This is a genomic window from Pseudomonas sp. W2Oct36 (genome assembly GCF_041060465.1).
Lineage (GTDB): Bacteria > Pseudomonadota > Gammaproteobacteria > Pseudomonadales > Pseudomonadaceae > Aquipseudomonas > Aquipseudomonas graminis_B.
This window is the reverse complement of the sequence record NZ_JAUERW010000004.1, coordinates 38309-58388: the sequence shown is the minus strand read 5'-3', so window position 1 is coordinate 58388 and position 20080 is coordinate 38309. Positions and strand designations below refer to the sequence as shown.

Sequence of the window (20080 nt, the reverse complement as noted above, 5' to 3'; positions counted from 1 at the left end):
AACAGTCTGCCCCTAGGCAGACGCCTTAGATCTTGACCTGGCGTGGGCTTAAGGGGGACTGGCTTAAGGGGGACTGATTTATTTACAACGCTGCACCGTAAATTAATCCCGCATTGAGTGCCTAACTGGCAGGTTCATTTCTGTAAAGCGCAATGCAGTAAATCAATTGCGCCTTTTTTCGCTCATCTAACGCTTTGAGCACCATCACTGCTTGCTCCTGGCTAAGCTCTGTTATGCCCGGGGGTACGTCTGATTTTGTCGTCCAGCCCATCGCGGCAAGCACGTTTGTTTCGAGTGCTTGCGGTACCACCTTCTCGTACTGAAGCGAGTTGTCCGGGTCCGGCTCAGGGTAAAAGCCCTGTATCAGCATGAATGCCATATGAGGTGACTTCACCAATCATTTAAGTTATCCAGAGGGTGGTTGGCCCCGTGCTGTGCTCACGCTACGACGCCTATCAGGAGCTTCAGATCGGTCGGAAGTTGGCGTCCCGTGATTGAAGACAGCATTGTGACCTGCTCGTTTGTCAGCGGCCAGTCACCTTCCGCCATCGCGTTTAGGCTTGCATGGCCGAGCCGCGCTACGATTTCGTCATTCAACGACGGATCTATCTTCATTTCAAATTTCAGCGAGTCGTCTTCGGTGCTGTCGAGCAAAAATCCAAATATATAGAGGAACATAGAACTCTCACTTTTCAATTTTACGGCCGGGCTTGGCCGGCTTGGTTCGCTCGCCGGTCTGAGGATCAAACTCCCCCAGGTGCTTGCCTTGTTTGTCATACATTTCGACAGTCCCGTGCTGACTATCCCACTCAAATATTCGGCCTTTGGGATCTTTCCAGCGTCGTCGCTTCGCTCCACCACCCTGGACCATTGTTTTACTGTCTGCTTTTTTGGCGTCTGGAAAGCCTGGGAGGTCCAGCGGAGGCGGATGATACCCATGATCCCCATTAAACGGCCGCGCATAGACCACATACATCGACCTCAGCCCCGAGTCAGCGGGGAAGACGAGGATGCAGTCTTCAGCAGTGATGTCGTCGCCTGGGAGTCCTTCGAGCTGGCTGTCGGTGTCGTCGGGGATCGGGTGGACGAGGATGGTGCCTAAGCGCGCGTCGCTGTTTTCAGGGTAGACCAGCGGTTCCAGCGTCCCGTGTCGGCCCCGGCGGGGCGTCATGAGGATGGTGATGCCGTCGAGATGGGCTTCCATCGCGCTTTTGTCGGCGTTCCAGCGGGCTTGCACGGTGCGGACCGAGTCGTCGCCGGATGCTTTGGAATGGATGCCGTAGATCTGCAACTCGCCTTCTGCATCACGACGCAGCTGGAAGCGCACCCGCGTTGTCGCCTGGGTCAGTTTGCGCAATTCGTCGTCGGTGTACAGCGTGCCGTCACCCATCTTCGCCGGGAGCATGCCGACGATGAACAAACTCGCCGGGCCGCCTGCGCCGCGAAGCAGCCACGTGTGGCTGCGTTGCATGATGCCGCCGCCGGCCATGCGGCCCAGTCCCATGTCTGCGCCGAGTGCGGCGGCAATAGCGTCGGAGGCGGAGGGCAGGAGCATGGCGCCCGCCATCATGATCGCGCCGAAGTTGGAGGCGGGCTCTACCTCAGTGCCGGCGTCAGTGCTGCACCATTCCCCGGTACAGGATTTGGCGAAGACGTTGTCGGTGCGCTCCTTCGGGGCCGGCCAGCGCTCTGGCATCGGAGTGGGCACCCGCACGGGTTCGGGAGGCGAGTTCCATGCGGCCCACGACGCACCTCCGTTGGGAAGCCCTTTGAAAATCGAGTCGTCCCCAAAGGGATCTTTTTTGTCGCCCTTGAACATGACCTTGTTGATGCCTGCCAATTTGAGGCGGCGGAGGATGCGGTCGGGTCGACGGGGGTCAACGGCGTGGGGGTTACGGGATGTTGCGGGGCGGACAGTTTCCGCTGTGAGTGGTGCTAGCTTTCCCAGAGAAGGTGTCGTGTTGAACATCACATAATTGTTGGCGACTGGAATGGCGTCTTCCCGGCTAAAGCCGTTCCCACTAAAAGCATGCGCTGTGTCAGTGGGACCGGCTTTAGCCGGGAAGACGTCAGGTGCCACACTAACGGACCGGGGACAGATTAATTTACGGTGAAGCGTTGTAAATAAATCAGTCCCCTATAAGCGTGAGTGGGACCGGCGGCGATCCCTGTAGGACCGGCTTTAGCCGGGAAGCCCTTGATCTGCTTTTGATCTGCTTTTGATCTTCATACGCAAATAGCCCAGACGACACCAATCGCGACTTTGGTGCAGGCCGAACGTAGACGACGCGCAGTGGGCCGAGCCGCATGGATGCGGCGAGAGCGCCGTTGCGGACATGGATGTCCGTTCGGCGCGGGCCCACGGAGCGTCGTCGAAGTGAGGGAACCCGACGAAGTCGGGCCAAACCGAGAGCAGGCACCCTTGGTTACTTGGGGTGCTTTTCCAAGTAACTCGCCGAAGGCGAAACGGTCTGCCCCTAGGCAGACGCTTGTGATCTTGACCTGGCTTGTGATCTAAAAACGGGACTCAATAGCCCCGATTTCGATCAATCTCACCGACCATCCGCTCCCCCCGCTCAAACCGCCGAATGTTCTCCAGCAACACCCCAAACGCACTCGCCGGCTGCGTCATCGCCGCCACATGCGGCGTTAACACCACCTGCGGATGCTCCCAAAACGGATGATCAGCCGCCGCCGGCTCCACCTGCACCACATCCAGCACAGCGCCCCCCAACTGCACACTCTCCAGCGCCTCCAGCAAATCCTCCTCAACAAGATGCCCGCCGCGCCCCATATTGATCAGCCCTGCGCCCCGTGGCAGCAACGCAAACAGGTTCCGGTCCAGAATCCCCTCCGTCTGCTCCGTCAACGGCAGTACGCACAGCAAAATATCGCACTGCCCCAGAAACGCCGACAACTGCGCCTGACCCGCAAAACAGTCCACCCCCTCAATCTCATGGACACTGCGCGCCCAACCCGACAAGGCAAACCCGAACGGCGCCAGCGTCGCCAGAATCTGCTGCGCCTGGGTGCCCAACCCCATCACCCCCACGCGCCGTTTCTCCGCCGGTTGCAACAGATGGGCCTGCCAACAGCGTGCCGCCTGCTGCTCGCGATACCGCAGCATATCCCGATGCAGACTCAACACCGCCCACGTCGCGTATTCACACATCCCCCGCGTGATGCCCGGATCCAGCAGCCGTACCACCGGCAGATCCGCCGGCAAGCGCGACAGATCCAGCTGATCAACCCCGGCCGACAGCGCGAACAGCACCTTCAGATTCGGCAGCAACTGCGTCAGGTCATCCGGCGCCTGCCAGGCCGCCAGGTACTCGACCTCTTCGGGATTGCCGATGTCCGGCCAGGCGCGCCATTCGATGTCCGGTGCATGTTCGGCGAAGAGTCTCTGCCAGTGTGGCGCGCGCGCGGGGTCGGCTTTGTAGAGCAAGGCCATGGGCTTCTCCTGCTAAAGGGAGGCTGAAGGGAAGGGGTAGGGAGCTAGCCCACATCATCCTCCAAGCCCGGCGCAGGATCTGTTGAAAGGCGGGGCCAAAACAGTCGATCCGAATTTCTCACGGGCCAAGTTCGGCTAAGTGCGTTGCCCGCACGCCGTAACCTGATCAGCATCGCAACCGCCTCCGGGTTGCCCGACTCACGATGGGAAATGCCATGAACAGCAAAGTCGACGAAACCCCTCATTTGCTCCGTCAGCGCGAGCAATTCGTGCCCCGTGGTCTGGTCACTGCGCACCCGCTGGTGATCGACCGCGCCCAGGGCACCGAATTGTGGGACGTGGACGGCAAGCGCTACCTGGATTTCGTCGGCGGCATCGGCGTGCTCAACATCGGCCATAACCACCCGAAAGTGGTCGCCGCCGTGCAGGCGCAACTGCAGAAAGTCTCCCACGCCTGCTTTCAGGTGGCGGCCTACACGCCTTACCTCGACCTGGCGCAGCGCCTCTGTGAAATGATCGGCGGAAAGGAAGCCTACAAGGCCGCGTTCTTCACCTCCGGCGCTGAAGCGGTGGAGAACGCCGTGAAGATCGCCCGTGCCCACACCAACCGTTCGGCAGTCATCGCCTTCCGTGGCGGCTTCCATGGACGCACCTTGCTCGGCACCACGCTCACCGGCATGAGCCAACCCTACAAACAGAACTTCGGGCCGTTTGCGCCGGAGGTGTTCCACACGCCGTACCCGAACGCGTATCGCGGTGTCAGCAGTGTTGACGCAATCACCGCGCTGAATGAATTGCTCGCCACCCAAGTGGCACCGGACCGAGTGGCTGCGATTCTGATCGAACCGGTGCAGGGCGACGGCGGTTTCCTCACCGCGCCGCCGGAGTTTCTCCAGGCCCTGCGCGCGTTGGCCGACAAGCATGGCATCGTGTTGATCCTCGACGAAATCCAGACCGGCTTTGGCCGTACCGGCACCTGGTTCGGCTACCAGCACGCTGGCATCCAGCCTGATCTGGTCACCGTCGCCAAAAGCCTCGCCGGTGGCTTGCCGTTGTCCGGCGTGGTCGGCAAGGCGCACATCATGGACGCGCCGCTGCCCGGCGGCCTCGGCGGTACCTACGGCGGCAACGCCCTGGCGTGCGCGGCGGGGCTGGCGGTGATCGATGCGTTTGAGGAAGAACACCTGCTGGCGCGCAGCCAACTCCTGGGCGAACGCCTGCGCCGGGGCCTGATCGGTCTGCAGGCGCGTTACCCGCGCATCGGCGACGTGCGCGGCACCGGTTTCATGCTGGCGATCGAACTGATCAAGGATGACGCGGCGCGTACTCCGGATGCCGACCTCAATTCACGGGTGATCGACGAAGCCCGCGCCGGTGGCTTGCTGGTCATCAAATGCGGCGTTTACCGCAACGTGCTGCGCTTCCTCGCGCCGTTGGTGACGACAGAAGCCCAGGTCGACGAAGCCGTGCAGATCCTCGACGCCGCCTTGGCACGGGTCTTGAACTCGAATGTGAAGTGACGCTTTGCCCGCAACGGGCCAGATGCATCCAGGAGGTTCGATCCACATGGGGCTGACAGAATTGGGGCTGACTGAATACAGAGCGTTGCTGATCGATTGCGATGAAGTGCTGGTGGATCGCGATTCCGGCGTCTGGGCAGCGCTGCAACCGCTGCTCGACAGCCGCGGCGGGCAACCGGCCAGGGACGAAGTGCTGGCCGAATTCAACGCGGTCGTCGCCAGCCTGTATCCGCGCTTCGCCGAGCTGGGCTTCAGCGGCATGCTGTGTTTCGCCCATCGCCAACTGGCGGAAAAGTGGGGCCTGCACGCCAGTTGGGAGGAGGGCATGAGCTTCGCCCGTTCGGCGGGTAACTGGTCGCTGTTCGAAGACGCGCCCGGGGCGATGCTGTACCTGCGCAAATTCTATCGATTGCTGGTGCGCGGCGACCGCGATGCCGAGGATCGCGGCGTGCTCTGTGAACGGCTGGGAATTGCACCGGAAGATTTCATTTCCCTGGCCGAAGGTCCGCAATGGCTCACGGATCAGGGTGATCAGGTGCAACCGGTCCTGCACGTAACCCGGCCATCGGTCGACCCTTACGCCGCGTTGGACCGCTGCCTGATCGGCCGCCACCGGGCACGTCAGCCTTCCCCCTGCGCGGCGGAGTACTGCATCAACAGCATGGCCGACCTGGTGGCGCAGCATCAGCTGTCTTTACGGCGCTGATTTTGCTAGAAGATTGTCTTACAACGGCAGTCAAGAGGTACGTGATGGAAGGGCTCGTGAAACTGGATCGGATCGACATCAGCATCCTGGTCGAACTGCAAAAGGACGGCCGGATGACCAATGTCAGCCTCGCCGATGCCGTCGGCCTGTCCGCCAGCCCGTGCCTGCAACGGGTCAAGCGGCTGGAATCGGCGGGTTATATCTCCAGCTACAAAGCGCATCTGAACCTGGCCAAGATCACCGACTCGGTCACCGTCTTCACCGAAATCACCCTCAGCGACCACAAGCGCGAAGACTTCGCCAAGTTCGAATCCAACATCCGCCTGGTCGACGAAGTCCTAGAATGCCACCTGATCAGCGGCGGGTACGACTACTTGGTGCGCTTCATGACCCGCAGCATCCAGCACTACCAGGAAGTGGTGGAAAGCCTGCTCGACAAAAACATCGGGATTTCGAAGTACTTCAGCTACATCGTCATCAAGTCGCCGGTGCTGAAGGATGGGGTGCCGTTGCGCAAGTTGTTGCGTCACTAATAAACAGACCTTCAACCGTTTTGTAGGCAATTTCCCAACGCCAACGTTTAGCTTTCACGCAGTTCCTTCAGAACCGCCCGGCAGAGATTTCCTTCGCGGCGCTTCATCCTTTCGCTCCTTGTCCAGCGGCGTGCGGCGCTGGACAAAATTCCCAATAAGAAGAATGCGGAGTGGGTGATGAAGGGCAGGAATACGCTGTTGTGGCTGGGGCTGGCTGCGTTCGGAACCGAGGCGTTGGCCGAGTCGCAGACAACCCGCGAGGAGCAGTTTCAGTTGGGGGCGATTGGGGTGAGCCTGGGTGTCGGTCTGCTGAATGGTCAGGCGCGGGAAAAGGTGTACGACGCTGATAACGGTCGCAAGCTCAGCCAGTTGAACTGGAGCATGAAGCAGGTACCGACGCTGCATCTGGGCTTGAAGTACCAGCCGGTGAACTGGCTATCCTTCGATCTGAACGGCTGGACGCGGGTGGCGAAGGGTGACGGGCATCTGAAGGATTATGATTGGGATGACGAGAACGCCGGCTGGAGTGACTACTCCGATCACCCGGACACTCAGGTCAGCAAAGCCTGGCAGGCCGATTTCGCCGCCACCGCCTGGGCGCTCAAGCGTGATGCTCTCGCCCTCGGCGTGATGCTCGGTTATCAGCGCAGCCAGTTCGGCTGGCAGGCGAGAGGCGGGCGGTATACCTACTCTTCAGAGGATGGGTTTCGGGATGAGTCGGGTGAATTCCCGGCGGGGGAGAAAGGCAGTTCCTATCAGCAGACCTACGACACGCCTTACCTGGGGCTGGTCGGTCTCTACCAGTTCCGCAACTGGACGCTGGAAGGCAAGTTCAAATACAGCCAGTGGGTCCGGGCGCGAGATCACGACCGCCATCATGTCAGCGGCGTCACCTATGACGGCGATTATGGCAACAACGGCCGTATGCAAAGCCTCGCGGTTGCGCTCAGTTACCGCGTGAGTCCGCAGCTTTCGTTACGGGCGGGTGTGGATCATCAGGTATACGCCGAGGCGAAAGGCAGCACGCTGATCAAGGACACTCACAGCGGCGATCGCTTCCGTATCGCGGGCGACGCGGGGAGTCAGTCCGCCAGGACGACGATGTCCACCCTGGCGCTCACCTACGCCTTCTGAGCCATGCCCCACACCGTGCTGGCGCCGAGATCCCCGGCACGGTTTACGCCTGAATTGAGGGGCCACGGCTCAGCTACGCCACGCGCAGTAGGTGAGCTCAATCAGTCCCAGTGATAACGCGCCAATCAGGGCTCCGTGGCTTAACAAAAGATAACGTCATGTCGATTGTCATACGTTTCCAAAGCTGACTAGGATGGGCTCGCTTCGGTAAGCCAGCGTCGCGTGCAGGCTAGAGCGCCCGCGCGGTTCAAATGGCCTCCAGAAGAACCTAATAAAAATAAAGGAAGGGGTAGCTCCATGCGTGAGCCCGTCATTCGGCGCACTCGGTTTGCGGTCATTCGGGGCCATTCCAGCGCCCGGACGCTTTTCAAGAGCCTGCCTCTCCATGCGGCTCTGTCGCTCCTTATCTCTCCGATCTTCTGCGGCGCAGCCCTGGCCGCTGATGGCACGCCCGCCAATGGCACGCCCGCCAATGGCATGCCCGCTGACAGCACGCCCGTTGAAGCCCCTGCTAGCGCTGGCGATTCCGCCGTCTATGCCCTCGAATCCGCAAAAGCCTCCCGCAGTCTGCTGCTGGACGTGACCCATGCCGGCAAGCGCATGGTGGCGGTGGGGGATCGCGGCCACATTCTCTATTCCGACGACCAGGGCAAAACCTGGACCCAGGCCAAAGTGCCGACGCGCCAGATGCTCACGGCGGTGTATTTCGTCGATGAGCAACACGGCTGGGCGGTGGGCCACGATGCGCAGATCCTCGCCAGCAGCGATGCCGGCGCCACCTGGACCAAACAGTTCGAAGACCTCAAACGCGAAGCACCGCTGCTGGATGTCTGGTTCAAGGACCTCACCATCGGGATTGCCGTCGGTGCTTATGGTGCGGTGCTGGAAACCACCGACGGCGGCCAGCACTGGGAAGACATCGGCGACCGCCTGGACAACGAGGACCAGTTTCACCTCAATGGCATTGCGTACGTGAAGGCCGCGGGCCTGTTCGTGGTCGGTGAACAGGGCAGCATGTTTCGGTCCCCGGACGATGGCCAGACCTGGGAGAAACTTGAAGGCCCTTACCAGGGCTCGTTGTTCGGCGCGGTAGGCACTGCTGAATCCAACACGCTCGTGGTTTACGGCCTGCGCGGCAATCTGTTTCGTTCGACCGATTTTGGTACCACGTGGGAGCCCGTCCCGCTGCAGGGTGAGCGCGGGCCGCTGGAGTTCAGCATCGCCAATGCCTCGCTGATGCCCGACCACTCCATCGTGCTGGTGGGCAACGGCGGCAGCGTCATGCGCAGTACGGACGATGGCCAAAGCTTCACGGTTGCCAATCGCCCGGACCGGCTTTCCTTGTCGGGCGTAGCAGAGGACGACAAAGGCAATCTGGTTCTGGTGGGACAGGGCGGCGTTCGCGTCACCTCGCCAACGGGCGCTGACGGCGCTCAACAATAAGAACAAGCAGGCGAGGACACGTCTCCATGAGCAACCTTCAACACCCTCACGACAGGCCGACGCGCCTGGAACAGCTGATTTTCAACAACCGCAAGACGGTGATCGGCATCTGCCTGCTGGTCAGCATCTTCCTGTTCTGGCAAGCGACGCTGGTGCGCCCGTCCACCAGCTTCGAAAAAATGATCCCGCTGGGGCATCCGTTCGTTCAGAACATGATGGAACACCGCAACGACCTCGCGAACCTGGGCAACACCGTGCGTATCTCGGTGGAGGCCAAGCAGGGCGACATCTTCTCCAGGGACTACATGGAGACTCTGCGGCAGATCAACGACGAGGTCTTCTACATTTCCGGCGTCGACCGCTCCGGGCTCAAGTCGTTGTGGAGCCCCAGCGTGCGCTGGACCGAGGTGACGGAGGAGGGCTTTGCCGGCGGCGAGGTCATTCCGCAGAGCTACGACGGTTCGCAACAGAGCCTCGACAAGCTGCGCAATAACGTCCTCAAGTCCGGGCAGGTCGGGCGACTGGTCTCCAACAACTTCAAGTCGAGCATCGTCGATGTGCCGCTGCAGGAGTTCTACCCGGACCCCAACGACCAGAGCAAACTGCTGCCGCTGGATTACCGTCAGTTCTCCCACCAGCTCGAAGAGAAGATTCGCGACAAGTACGAAGCACAGAACCCCAACGTCGAGATTCACATCGTCGGTTTCGCCAAGAAGGTCGGCGACCTGATCGACGGGCTGATCATGGTGGTGATGTTCTTCGGCATCGCCTTCCTGATCACCCTGGTCCTGCTGATGTGGTTCACCCGCTGCGCCCGCAGCACCATCGCGGTGTTGAGCACCACGTTGATCGCGGTGATCTGGCAGCTGGGCCTGATGCATGTAGTGGGTTTCGGGCTTGATCCCTACTCGATGCTGGTGCCCTTTCTGATCTTCGCCATCGGTATTTCCCACGGCGTGCAGAAGATCAACGGCATCGCCCTGCAATCCAGCGATGCCGACAGTGCGCTTACCGCAGCACGCCGGACCTTTCGCCAATTGTTCCTGCCGGGGATGATCGCCATTCTTGCCGACGCTGTCGGCTTCATCACGTTGCTGATCATCGACATCGGCGTGATCCGCGAGCTGGCCATCGGCGCGTCCATCGGCGTGGCGGTGATCGTGTTCACCAACTTGATCCTCCTGCCGGTGGCGATTTCCTACGTTGGCATCAGCAAAAAAGCGGTGGTGCGCAGTAAAGAGGATGCCGTGCGTGAGCACCCGTTCTGGCGTCTGCTGTCGAACTTCGCCGCGCCGAAAGTCGCCCGCGTGTCAGTGACATTGGCCCTTGTCGCGCTGGTCGGCGGTCTCTGGTACGGCCATAACCTGAAGATCGGCGACCTCGATCAGGGCGCGCCGGAACTGCGGCCAGACTCGCGCTACAACCAGGACAACAGCTTCATCATCAACAATTACTCGACCAGCTCCGACGTGCTGGTGGTGATGGTCAAGACGCCGCCCGAGGGGTGTTCGGCGTATCAGACGCTGTCGGCCATGAACGAGCTGTCGTGGAAGATGGAGAACACGCCGGGGGTGCAATCGGCGATTTCGCTGGTGACCGTGTCCAAGCAGGTCATCAAGGGGATGAACGAGGGCAATTTGAAATGGGAGTCGCTGTCGCGCAACAAGGACGTGCTCAACAGCTCGATTTCCCGCGCTGACGGTTTGTACAACAACACCTGTTCCCTGGCGCCGTTGCTGATTTTCCTCAATGACCACAAGGCCGAAACTCTGGATCGGGCCGTGCATGCAGTGCAGGAGTTTGCTCAACAGAACAACAGGGATGGCCTGGAGTTTCTGCTGGCGGCGGGTAACGCCGGGATCGAGGCGGCCACCAACGAGGTCATCAAGCAGGCCGAGCTGACCATTTTGATTCTTGTGTACGTGTGCGTGGCGGTGATGTGCATGATCACCTTCCGTTCATGGGCGGCGACGCTGTGCATCGTCCTGCCGCTGGTGCTGACGTCGGTGCTGGGCAACGCGCTGATGGCGTTCATGGGCATCGGCGTGAAAGTCGCGACGCTGCCGGTGGTGGCGCTCGGGGTGGGGATCGGGGTCGATTACGGGATTTACATCTACAGCCGACTGGAGAGTTTCCTGCGGGCGGGGCTGCCGTTGCAGGAAGCGTATTACCAGACCCTTAAATCCACGGGCAAGGCGGTGTTGTTCACCGGCCTGTGCCTGGCGATCGGGGTGTGCACCTGGATCTTCTCGGCCATCAAGTTCCAGGCCGACATGGGCCTGATGCTGACCTTCATGCTGCTGTGGAACATGTTCGGCGCCCTGTGGCTGTTGCCAGCGCTGGCCAGGTTCCTGATCAGACCGGAGAAGATGGCGGGCAAGGTCGGGAACTCGTTGTTTTCCCATTGACCACACCCGGTGCCCTGGTAGGAACGGCTTCTGCCGGGAGGAGGCCGGTATTGCACACGCAAGATTTGTGGATCGGGGACAGATTAATTTACGGTGAAGCGTTGTAAATAAATCAGTCCCCTTTCAGTGCTAGTAGGACCGGCTTCAGCCGGGAAGAGGTCGGTGTTGTCACCGCAAAATTTACGGTGTGGCGACCGACGCTTTCCCGGCTAAAGCCAGTCCTACCAGAAGCACGCTGTCTTACATCCGCGTTCACTCAGTTATAAACAAAAAACCCACGCCCGGTCTTGCGGCCCAGATACCCCGCCGCCACCATTTCCTTGAGCAGCGGCGCAGGGCGGTATTTGCTGTCGTTGAAGCCTTCGAGGAACGCCTCAATAATCGCCAGCAAGGTATCCAGCCCGATCAGGTCAGCCAGCGCCAGCGGGCCGATGGGCTGGTTGCAACCCAGGCGCATGCCGTCGTCGATGTCCTGGGCGGTGGCCAGACCTTCCTGCAGCACCAGAATCGCCTCGTTGATCATCGGCACCAGAATCCGGTTCACCACAAACCCAGGCCGGTTGCCGGCAGTGATGGCGGTCTTGTTCAACCGCTCGGCCAGCTTGATCGCCGCGATGTGGGTGGTGTCCGCCGTCTGCAAACCGCGAATGACCTCGATCAGGTTCATCATCGGCACCGGGTTGAAGAAGTGCAGGCCGATGAACCGCTCCGGGTGCTCGACGCTGGCCGCCAGTTGCGTGATCGACAGCGACGACGTATTCGACGCAATCACGCACTCGCGGTCGACATGGCTGGCGATCTGCTTGAGCAGGCGCAGCTTCAGCTCCAGATTCTCGGTGGCCGCTTCGATCACCAGCTGCGCGCCATTCAACTGGCCGTAGTCCGTGGTGACGCTGATGCGTCGCAGGGCCGCTTCGGCGACATCGGCCGCCACCGTCTGTTTGGTCACCTGCCGTTCAAGATTCTTGCGCACGGTCGCCATGCCGCGCTCCAGTGCGGTGTCGGAAATGTCCAGCAGGGTCACGTCGAAACCCGCCACCGCGCACACCTGCGCGATGCCGTTGCCCATGGTGCCGGCGCCGATCACGGCGATGTGTTGCATGCTCATCGACAAGCCTCCTTACACACGTTCGAAGATGACGGCGATGCCCTGACCGCCGCCGATGCACATGGTCACCAGGGCGTAGCGGCCCTGAATCCGGTGCAGCTCGTGGATCGCCTTGGTGGCGATGATGGCGCCCGTGGCGCCCACCGGATGGCCGAGGGAAATGCCCGAGCCGTTCGGGTTGACCTTGGCCGGATCAAAGCCTAGCTCACGGGCAACGGCGCAGGCCTGGGCGGCGAAGGCTTCGTTGGATTCGATCACGTCCAGATCCGCCACCGTCAGGCCGGCACGTTCCAGCACTTTGCGGCTGGCGGGAATTGGCCCCAGGCCCATCATCGACGGATCAACCCCTGCATGGGCATAGGCCACCAGACGCGCCATCGGCTTGAGACCGTGCTCGCGGACCATGTCGCCACTGGCCATGACCAGCGCCGCTGCGCCATCGTTCAGGCCGGAGGCGTTGCCGGCCGTGACGGTGCCGTCCTTCTTGAACGCGGTTTTCATCTTCTCCAGCTGCTCGGCCGTCACGTCGCCGCGCACGTGCTCGTCCTGGGCGAAGGTCACGGTGCCTTTGCGCGTGGCGATCTCGATCGGCACGATCTGGCTTTCGAAACGGCCCTCGGCGATGGCGTGGGCGGCGCGCTGCTGGCTGGTCAGCGCCAGAGCGTCCTGGTCGGCGCGGGTGATGCCGTAATGCTCGGCGATGTTCTCGGCGGTGATGCCCATGTGGATATTGGCGAACGGATCGTGCAACGCACCGAGCATGTAGTCGTACGCCTGCACGTTACCCATGCGCGCACCCCAACGGGCCTGGGGCATGATGTAGGCACCCCGGCTCATGGATTCGGCGCCACCGGCCAGCACGGCCTGGGCGTCGCCGAGCATCAGCGATTGCGCCGCCGACACGATGGCCTGCAGGCCCGAACCGCACAGGCGGTTGACGTTCATGGCAGGGGTTTCTTTGGTCAGGCCCGCTTCCAGGGCGATGACGCGGGAAAGATAGGCGTCGCGGACTTCAGTCGGGATCACGTGGCCCATGACCACATGGCCGATGTGTTCCGGTGCGATCCCGGACGTGGCCAGCGCAGCGCGGCTGACCTGGGTGCCCAGTTCGATGGGTGAGACCTCCTTGAGGGAGCCGCCGAATCCACCGATGGCGGTACGCAGTGCGCTGACGACGAAAACTTCGGGTGTGCTCATGGGGACTCCTGACAGGTATTGGAATTGTGGGGCAGCACCGCAAAAACGGCGTTTCGGCCGGTGCTGACTGCGGGCAAGTCTAGATCGGCGTTCGGGACGGGCCTATGCCGAAACTGTCCAGATGGGCTGGCGTTCTTTACCATCAGCGCCTGATCCGTGGTGCACCATTCAAAAAGGGAAAGGCGGTCATGCGGGAAAAGGATTCAGTGTCGATCTACTTCGTCCAGTTGATCGTCCACGGGCTGCGCGACCAGCCGCTGCGCTTGCAGTCCGTGTTGCAAGCAGCAGACATCGACATGGCACTGCTCGACGACCCCACGGCGCGGGTGTCGGCCAGTGCGTTCGCGGCGTTGTGGCTGATTCAGATCAAGGAACTGGGCGACGAGTTTTTCGGCCTCGATTCCCACGGCATGCCCTTGGGCAGCTTCGCCCTGATTTGCCGGGGGCTGATTCAGGCACCCACTCTGGAGAAGGCCCTGCGCCAGTGCCTGAGCAATTTCGGTCTGTTCCTGCGCGACTTTCGCGGCAGCCTCATCGTTCGCGGCGCCCGGGCTGTGCTCGCGGTGGACACTACGACAGACGACCCGGTCCGCCAGCGCTTCGGTGAAGAGACATTTCTGCTGCTGATGATCAGCCTGTTGTGCTGGCTCGGCGGGCGCCGCATCAGCATCGACCGCGCGCAGTTTCGCCAGCGCCGTGAGCGCCTCAGCGACGACTCACTGCTGTGGGGGTTCAACCTGAGCTTTGGCGAGCCGCGCACCGAGATCGAATTTTCCAGCCACTATCTGCGTCTGCCGGTGGTGCAGTCGTTGCCGTCGCTCAAATCATTTTTGCGCACCGCGCCGCAGTGGCTGGTCATTCGCTATCGCAACCAGCGCGGGCTCGCGGCGCAGGTCTATCAGCGCCTGCGCAACAGCCATTACGGGCACTGGCCGACGCTGCTGGAAATGGCCGATGAGCTGAAACTCAGCGCCACCACCTTCCGCCGTCGACTGGAGCGTGAGGGCTGTGCGTTTCAAGGGATCAAGGACGACGTCCGCCGCGGCATCGCCCAGCAGAAGCTGCGCGACACCGAACTGAGCGTCGTGGAGATCGCATCCTTGGTGGGTTTTCAGGAGCCCAGCGCGTTTCACCGGGCGTTCAAGAAATGGACGGGGGAGAGTCCGGGCGGCTACCGCAAAAAGCACACCGCCAATCACCCATGACTGAGGACTGATGAGGCGCCTTTGGTCTCAGGGCAACCATGCCTCGCGCCAGGCCTGAGCAGCCGCGTCGTCGAACATCCAGTCGCGAAGCACTTGTTTGCGTAAGTCGTCGCCCAGCAGCGCCGCGCTGGCCAGATCCATCGTGTGGGCGCGAACCAGGTTCACCCAGGCCTCCAGCGTGTTGGGCACCCGCGTCACCGGCAAATCCCCCGCGTAGGCGCGAACGTCGCTGCAGATCACCGGCACACCGCAGGCGCCGAGTTGCAGCAGGGTGATGTTGTTCTTGCAGGCGCCAAACAGGTTATCCACGGCGGGAAGCAGGGCCAGGTCGAGGTTCAGTCCGGCGACGGCTGTGGCGTAATGCTCGGCGGGCGGCCGGTCATGGGATTCATGGGCATGGCGGCGCAGCACGCCCTGGTCATCGCCCAGCACGATCCACTCCACCTCTTCTGCCAGCGCCTCGACCACGGCAAGGATCATATGCAGATCCTGTGGCTGCCAGCGATCACTGACCAGACCGACCCTCGGCTTGCCACCCACTCCACGGCTCGAGACGAGGTTGCCCCAGATCTGCGGCGACAGGCGCGAAGGCAGCAATCGAACGTCCGCGTGAAACTCCCCGGCAATATCAGCGAGCACTTGGGTCGAAGCGATGACGCGATGAGCCTGATGGAGGCTCTTCTGCAGCAGGTCAACGCACTCGGCATCGAAGGCGAACGGGTCTTCGCCCGGCGTCCGGGAACCCAGTTGCAGGTCATTGATGTCGAGCACGACGAAGGCATCCGGCAGCAGCTGGGCGCGGGCGATGGTTTGCAGGTGGTCGGCGTCGAGCCGGGCCTGAAACACCACGACCTTCGGCTTGAGCCGTCCTTCCTGAGGAATCGACAGCGGCTGGCTGCTGAGCATGCCGTCCACCACACCGGCGGCTTGCAGCGTCTCGAACGGCGCGATCACCCGTTCGTGGGGCGAGGCCCAAAGGCCTTCAGGGTAGGCCAGCACCACCGGGTCGCGGCGCCAGGCCATTGGCCGCCAGACCAGCGGCATGTTGAGTTCGAGCTCGACCGATTGCAGGTCGAACGACAGATTGGTGTTGAAGGCGGGGTCGTTCGCCAGGGTCGGTAGCCATTTGCGGTACATCGCCAGTTGCTCACCGACAAAGCGCTTGCGCTTGGCCTGCTGCGTGGCGGTGTCGACGTGGGTCTGGCTGACGCTGCCCTCGTGAATCAACACCGAATGGGGCGTCCAGACATTCAGGTAGCCGCGGGCGCCGACTTTCATGCACAGATCGACATCGTTGTAAGACACGACGAAGGCCTCTTCATCCAGCCCGCCGACCTCCTCGTAGATCGAGCGGCGAACCATCAGGCACGCCGCCGTCACCGCGCTCAAATCCTGATCCACCTGCACGCGCTGCATGTAGCCCTGAATGTGACCGGGCTCACCGATGTGCTGATGACCGGCCGGCCCGTCCATGCCCAAGCGCACGCCGGCATGCTGCATGCGTCCGTTGGGGAACAGCAGCTTGGCGCCGACCACGCCCACCTCAGGGCGCAACGCGTGATTGAGCAGTTCATCGAGCCAACGGCTGTGGACGATGGCGGTGTCGTTGTTCAGCAGCACCAAGTACTCGCCCTTGGCCTGGGCCGCAGCGACGTTATTGATGCGGGAATAGTTGAACGGATGCGGGTAGCGCAGCACGCGCACCTGCGCCGAGCCCAACGCGTCGATGCGCGCCAGCCATTCAAGGGCTTCGGGGGTCTCGCTGTTGTTATCGACGATCAGCAGTTCGTAATTCAGGTAGCGGGTGATGTGCAGCAGGGTTTCGACGCAACGCTGCAAAAACGGCAGCTGATCCTTGGTCGGGACGATGATCGACACCAACGGTTGATCGCTGTGGCCGTACTGCACGTGGTAGCGGCGGGGCAGGGTGTGTTCGATGGTCGCCTGGGGGTAGCCGCGCACCTGCAGATGGCGCTGCAGCGTCTCGATTTCGTCGGGATTGTCCACCGCTTCCGGCAGGTCACAGACCAGCAGGGGTTCGCTGATGTGGATGATCTGCCCGGCGCCTTCACGCTCATACAACCGCAAGATCAGGTCGAATTCAGCAGCATCCGCGAAGCGTTCGTCGAAGCCGCCGACGGCCAGAATCGTCTCCCGTCGGAACAGCCAGTGACCCGCCGTCAGCAGCGGGTAGCTCAGCAGGTAGTCGAGGTTGAAGTCCGGGCGCATGGCCGAACTCAGACCACCCCGAGGCCGCCGGTGCATTTCGTCGGCGAAAGCAGCGCGGGCGTCCGGGGATTCGAGCAGCTTCAGCGCGCTGGCAGTCAGGCCGAATGGCGTGAATTGGGTGCCGGCGTCGATCACGATCAGCCAGTCGAAACGCTGGGTTTCAATCACTTGGTTGAGCAGTGCGGCGGTGTTCAGGTTGCCGATGGCCACCGTGTTCAATCGAACTCCGAGGGCGAGGGTCGGGAGCACGGTCGCGTCCGTCAACACCACCACGTTCATGGCCGGGTGCAGGGCGCTGTGGGAAGCGAGGCTGTCGAGGCTGTCGAGGCTGCGCTGAACTTTCTCCGGGGCGTTGGCAAAATCCTTGATCACCACCAACAGCGAAGGCGCGCCGACGTCGGCCAGGTGCCGGTCGATCTGCGTTTGCTGTTCGGGCGTCGGGACGCGATGACTGAGCCAGGCCTCGACCTGTTGCGGGTTGAGCCGTTGCGGCAACGGCGCAGACAACTGCGCGAGCAGATTGAAATCGGTAAAGCCCTGGGTCGCCGACAACGGGCGGGCGCCGACCCAGCCGTTGTCCAGCGAGGTGCTGGCCCACCCGGCTTCACGGATCAGCCGGTGAAACGCGGGCAGATGATCGCTGTCCGTGCCAACAATTTCGATGCCCTGCTGGGTCAACTGCTGCGGCGCGATGCGCGTGCCCGTCAGCGTGGCGGGCAGCATGATCAGTTCGGCGTCGTGCAATAAGGTGGCGTACAGCGCCAGATTGCCCAGCGGACCCACGGACTCGCCGTTGAGGGCGAACAGGTCGGCGCCCAACGCCAACAGGTCGTCGCGGCGACACAGCACGCCGCTCAACTCACCGATGAAATCGCAGGTGAACCCCCCCAGCAGCCCGACGATGTCAGGCCCGTTGAATACCGTGGGCTCGCTGACGCGAAAACGGGTCGCCAGATTCTCTTGCAGCGCCGCGCCCTCGGCGTTCAACCATTGGCGGTGCGCCGCCACCAGTGAGGCCTGAGGATTGACCTCCAGCGCCGCGACCATCTGCTGAATGCAGTCCGGCGCCAGCACGGCGTCACCGGCCATGAACTTGATGTACCGCCCGCAAGCGTCGGCAACGGCGCGGTTGAAACAGGCGTCAGCGCCCAGTGGAGATTCGTTGCGCAGGTAGCGAATCGGCCACTGGCACGACGCCCGGTACAGATCCGTCACGGTTTCTGCCAGACCGTCGGTGGCGTCGTCGCAGATCACGATTTCAATGGCATCGTGGGTCTGTCCGATCACGCTGCTCAGCGCGGTTTCAAAAAACTCGGTGCGGCAGACGGCGATGACGACGCTAACCAGTCGTTGAGAATCCATGGGGGTATCCGGTAGTTAAAAAACGTGCCTCGAACATCGGCGCATTGACAGGAGAACGGGGGGCGCAAGCGACCCGTCATGAAAATGACGCCTCGGGCATGAACATCCGGTGAAGCAATATCCCGGCCAACGGATGGGCATCAGGTTTCGTCGTGAAACTCGAAGTTACTGGCCAATTAGTGGCCCTGTGGGGGTGGCCAGTTGTGCTCGCGTGATAGGTCTTGAGGCCTGATGGAAAGCGTGCTTGAGTAGATTAATGATCGTCGGATTCATGCCGATACTCGAAAGACAGGCGTCTTTGCTTAACGCCGGTTATCTTCCAATCACTGCCCCAGGCAGACAGCGGGACTTATCATGGCGACACCTTCGAAATTCGATAACGACACCTTCCAGCTGGCCCGTGATCACCTGCAGCACTTCGTCAAGAAGACCGCCGAGTTGCTCCACGAACAGACCGGACGTTTATTGGAAGTCGGCCCCCAGGAACGTTCGCTGGTCAGGGAAAGCTTCACCCAGTTTGCCGTTGATACCTTCGACATCGTTGACACTTATGGCCCGACCCTTGTTGGCGATATAACCCGCAAGAACGAATTCATTGCCGACAGCGCCTATGACTGCGTCGTCTGTATGGAAGTCATCGAGCACACGCTGAACCCGTTCGACACCATCAAGGAAATTCGCCGCATCCTCAAACACGAGGGTTATTTGCTGATTTCCGCACCGCTGAACTGGCGCATCCATGGCCCGAGCCCGGACTGCTGGCGCATCACCGAACATGGCTGGAATGCGTTGCTGCGCGATTTCGATATCGTCGAGATCGATATCCTTGAATCCCCGGACCGTGAACTGTTCCCGATTCGGTATAACGTCCTTGCCCGTTGCAACAAGTTCAAGGAAACCAAAGACAGCGAACTGACGTTCCGCTTCATATGAACAACGCCGTGCACAACAGCGTGAAATCCCTCGACGCGCTGATTCCCCGGCTCTCGTCCGAGGCATTCGACGTTGACGTGTTTCGCAAGACGGGCGTTTTTGTGGTGCGTAATGCCGTGCCCCGGGACGTGGTTGATGCATGGCAGAACGAGTGGAAACGTTTTTACAGGGAGGTGCTGGAAAAGGGGCGGGACGTCAATCGCGCCAACCCGGTATCGCTCAACGAACAATTGCCTGAAGGCCTCGCGCACATGTACCGCGAGCCGGTTTTTGCCTCGACGCTCAAACCGCTCATGGGCGAGCACATCGCGTTGTATAACCATCGCTTTGTCATCAAAGACGCGCTGAGTGCCAACAAAGTGTTCCTGCACCAGGACAGTTGTTATCACGCTGGCAATAGCAACAAGTGCAGCGTTTTTGTGGCAATCAGTGCGGTGAACAAAGACAACGGCGGCATGACTTTTCATGTGGGCTCCCATGCCTTGGGCTCGCTCGGCGATGCCGGTGAAATCAATCCAGCTAGTTTCGATGTGCAGTGGCCGACCGTCACCCCCGAACTGGCGCCGGGCGATTTCGTGATCATGGACAGTCGCCTGTGGCATGAGTCGGGACCGAATATTTCAGGGGTTGATCGCATCTTGGCCGACATGATTATTCAGCCGGCCGACGACCCTACCGGGCAAGAACTCATCTGCGGCGAATGGCAGACCGATGTCTTTTTTTCGCCGAAGGACATCACCCGCCACTTCGTTAACTCGCGCATTCTGAAAATCGTTAACTACGAGAAAGAACTGGCGCAGTTGAAGGCCGACGCCGTACACAGGGCGAGCGGTACCACCGAATGACTC

16 protein-coding genes are annotated in these 20080 nt (G+C 61.3%); 9 read left to right on the top strand and 7 right to left on the bottom strand.

Annotation, left to right across the window (positions count from 1 at the left end):
* Positions 1–121: 121 nt before the first annotated feature.
* The 4 genes from QWI18_RS08025 to QWI18_RS08010 form a co-directional block, all read right to left on the bottom strand.
* Entirely contained in the window at positions 122–379 is a 258-nt protein-coding gene (locus QWI18_RS08025) for a pyocin S6 family toxin immunity protein (protein WP_192129995.1), read from the bottom strand.
* Between the two features lie 59 nt (positions 380–438).
* Complete coding sequence (locus tag QWI18_RS08020; protein ID WP_065987231.1) at positions 439–678, bottom strand: pyocin S6 family toxin immunity protein; 240 nt, start codon at positions 676–678, stop codon at positions 439–441.
* Between the two features lie 7 nt (positions 679–685).
* Positions 686–1819: a colicin E3/pyocin S6 family cytotoxin gene (locus QWI18_RS08015; protein ID WP_369318584.1), complete on the bottom strand. Its 1134-nt coding sequence runs from the start codon at positions 1817–1819 to the stop codon at positions 686–688.
* 708 nt (positions 1820–2527) lie between these two features.
* The gene (locus QWI18_RS08010; protein ID WP_369318583.1) at positions 2528–3454 is read right to left on the bottom strand and encodes a 2-hydroxyacid dehydrogenase; all 927 of its coding nucleotides are present in this window, start codon (positions 3452–3454) and stop codon (positions 2528–2530) included.
* Positions 3455–3669: 215 nt separating this feature from the next.
* On the opposite strand from QWI18_RS08010, the gene gabT reads away from it, so the two are divergent.
* The 6 genes from gabT to QWI18_RS07980 all read left to right on the top strand — a co-directional run bounded on the left by gabT (position 3670) and on the right by QWI18_RS07980 (position 11198).
* The gene (gene gabT, locus QWI18_RS08005; RefSeq protein WP_192129998.1) at positions 3670–4974 is read left to right on the top strand and encodes a 4-aminobutyrate--2-oxoglutarate transaminase; all 1305 of its coding nucleotides are present in this window, start codon (positions 3670–3672) and stop codon (positions 4972–4974) included.
* 61 nt (positions 4975–5035) lie between these two features.
* Positions 5036–5680, top strand: a complete 645-nt coding sequence (locus tag QWI18_RS08000) for a 2-haloalkanoic acid dehalogenase (protein WP_065987331.1) — start codon at positions 5036–5038, stop codon at positions 5678–5680.
* A gap of 44 nt (positions 5681–5724) precedes the next feature.
* Positions 5725–6213, top strand: coding sequence for an Lrp/AsnC family transcriptional regulator (locus QWI18_RS07995; protein ID WP_003174918.1), 489 nt, complete (start codon positions 5725–5727; stop codon positions 6211–6213).
* Between the two features lie 177 nt (positions 6214–6390).
* Positions 6391–7347, top strand: a complete 957-nt coding sequence (locus QWI18_RS07990) for an omptin family outer membrane protease (RefSeq protein ID WP_369318582.1) — start codon at positions 6391–6393, stop codon at positions 7345–7347.
* Between the two features lie 477 nt (positions 7348–7824).
* Complete coding sequence (locus tag QWI18_RS07985; protein ID WP_296311210.1) at positions 7825–8790, top strand: YCF48-related protein; 966 nt, start codon at positions 7825–7827, stop codon at positions 8788–8790.
* Between the two features lie 26 nt (positions 8791–8816).
* Positions 8817–11198, top strand: a complete 2382-nt coding sequence (locus QWI18_RS07980; RefSeq protein ID WP_192130001.1) for an RND family transporter — start codon at positions 8817–8819, stop codon at positions 11196–11198.
* Positions 11199–11454: 256 nt separating this feature from the next.
* Here the strand turns inward: QWI18_RS07980 and QWI18_RS07975 are convergent, their stop codons facing one another.
* Together QWI18_RS07975 and QWI18_RS07970 are read right to left on the bottom strand one after the other, a co-directional pair.
* On the bottom strand, positions 11455–12306 hold the full coding sequence (locus QWI18_RS07975; protein WP_369318581.1) for a 3-hydroxybutyryl-CoA dehydrogenase: 852 nt from the start codon (positions 12304–12306) through the stop codon (positions 11455–11457).
* A 12-nt stretch (positions 12307–12318) separates the two neighbouring features.
* Positions 12319–13503: an acetyl-CoA C-acyltransferase family protein gene (locus tag QWI18_RS07970; RefSeq protein ID WP_369318580.1), complete on the bottom strand. Its 1185-nt coding sequence runs from the start codon at positions 13501–13503 to the stop codon at positions 12319–12321.
* 188 nt (positions 13504–13691) lie between these two features.
* Here QWI18_RS07970 and QWI18_RS07965 point away from each other — a divergent pair, with 188 nt between their 5' ends.
* Positions 13692–14708 (top strand): AraC family transcriptional regulator, encoded by a 1017-nt coding sequence (locus tag QWI18_RS07965; protein ID WP_369318579.1) that lies wholly within the window; start codon positions 13692–13694, stop codon positions 14706–14708.
* A 27-nt stretch (positions 14709–14735) separates the two neighbouring features.
* On the opposite strand, the gene QWI18_RS07960 is transcribed toward QWI18_RS07965, so the two are convergent.
* Positions 14736–18299, bottom strand: a complete 3564-nt coding sequence (locus QWI18_RS07960; RefSeq protein WP_369318578.1) for a glycosyltransferase — start codon at positions 18297–18299, stop codon at positions 14736–14738.
* Positions 18300–18653: 354 nt separating this feature from the next.
* On the opposite strand from QWI18_RS07960, the gene QWI18_RS07955 reads away from it, so the two are divergent.
* Positions 18654–19232 (top strand): methyltransferase domain-containing protein, encoded by a 579-nt coding sequence (locus tag QWI18_RS07955; RefSeq protein WP_192130006.1) that lies wholly within the window; start codon positions 18654–18656, stop codon positions 19230–19232.
* A complete protein-coding gene (locus tag QWI18_RS07950) occupies positions 19178–20077 on the top strand; it encodes a phytanoyl-CoA dioxygenase family protein (RefSeq protein ID WP_369318577.1) in 900 nt (299 codons plus the stop codon). The genes QWI18_RS07955 and QWI18_RS07950 overlap by 55 nt, the downstream gene beginning before the upstream one ends.
* Positions 20078–20080: the final 3 nt, after the last annotated feature.

What these genes read in the sequence shown, in the direction of transcription:
- QWI18_RS08015 (WP_369318584.1), bottom strand. Translation starts at nt 1,819, where the DNA reads ATGTTCAAGGGCGACAAAAAAGATCCCTTTGGGGACGACTCGATTTTC.
- QWI18_RS07960 (WP_369318578.1), bottom strand. Translation starts at nt 18,299, where the DNA reads ATGGATTCTCAACGACTGGTTAGCGTCGTCATCGCCGTCTGCCGCACC.
- QWI18_RS07985 (WP_296311210.1), top strand. Translation starts at nt 7,825, where the DNA reads ATGCCCGCTGACAGCACGCCCGTTGAAGCCCCTGCTAGCGCTGGCGAT.
- QWI18_RS07990 (WP_369318582.1), top strand. Translation starts at nt 6,391, where the DNA reads ATGAAGGGCAGGAATACGCTGTTGTGGCTGGGGCTGGCTGCGTTCGGA.
- QWI18_RS07970 (WP_369318580.1), bottom strand. Translation starts at nt 13,503, where the DNA reads ATGAGCACACCCGAAGTTTTCGTCGTCAGCGCACTGCGTACCGCCATC.
- QWI18_RS07955 (WP_192130006.1), top strand. Translation starts at nt 18,654, where the DNA reads ATGGCGACACCTTCGAAATTCGATAACGACACCTTCCAGCTGGCCCGT.
- QWI18_RS07980 (WP_192130001.1), top strand. Translation starts at nt 8,817, where the DNA reads ATGAGCAACCTTCAACACCCTCACGACAGGCCGACGCGCCTGGAACAG.
- QWI18_RS07995 (WP_003174918.1), top strand. Translation starts at nt 5,725, where the DNA reads ATGGAAGGGCTCGTGAAACTGGATCGGATCGACATCAGCATCCTGGTC.
- QWI18_RS07975 (WP_369318581.1), bottom strand. Translation starts at nt 12,306, where the DNA reads ATGAGCATGCAACACATCGCCGTGATCGGCGCCGGCACCATGGGCAAC.
- QWI18_RS08025 (WP_192129995.1), bottom strand. Translation starts at nt 379, where the DNA reads ATGGCATTCATGCTGATACAGGGCTTTTACCCTGAGCCGGACCCGGAC.
- gabT (WP_192129998.1), top strand. Translation starts at nt 3,670, where the DNA reads ATGAACAGCAAAGTCGACGAAACCCCTCATTTGCTCCGTCAGCGCGAG.
- QWI18_RS07965 (WP_369318579.1), top strand. Translation starts at nt 13,692, where the DNA reads ATGCGGGAAAAGGATTCAGTGTCGATCTACTTCGTCCAGTTGATCGTC.
- QWI18_RS08020 (WP_065987231.1), bottom strand. Translation starts at nt 678, where the DNA reads ATGTTCCTCTATATATTTGGATTTTTGCTCGACAGCACCGAAGACGAC.
- QWI18_RS08010 (WP_369318583.1), bottom strand. Translation starts at nt 3,454, where the DNA reads ATGGCCTTGCTCTACAAAGCCGACCCCGCGCGCGCGCCACACTGGCAG.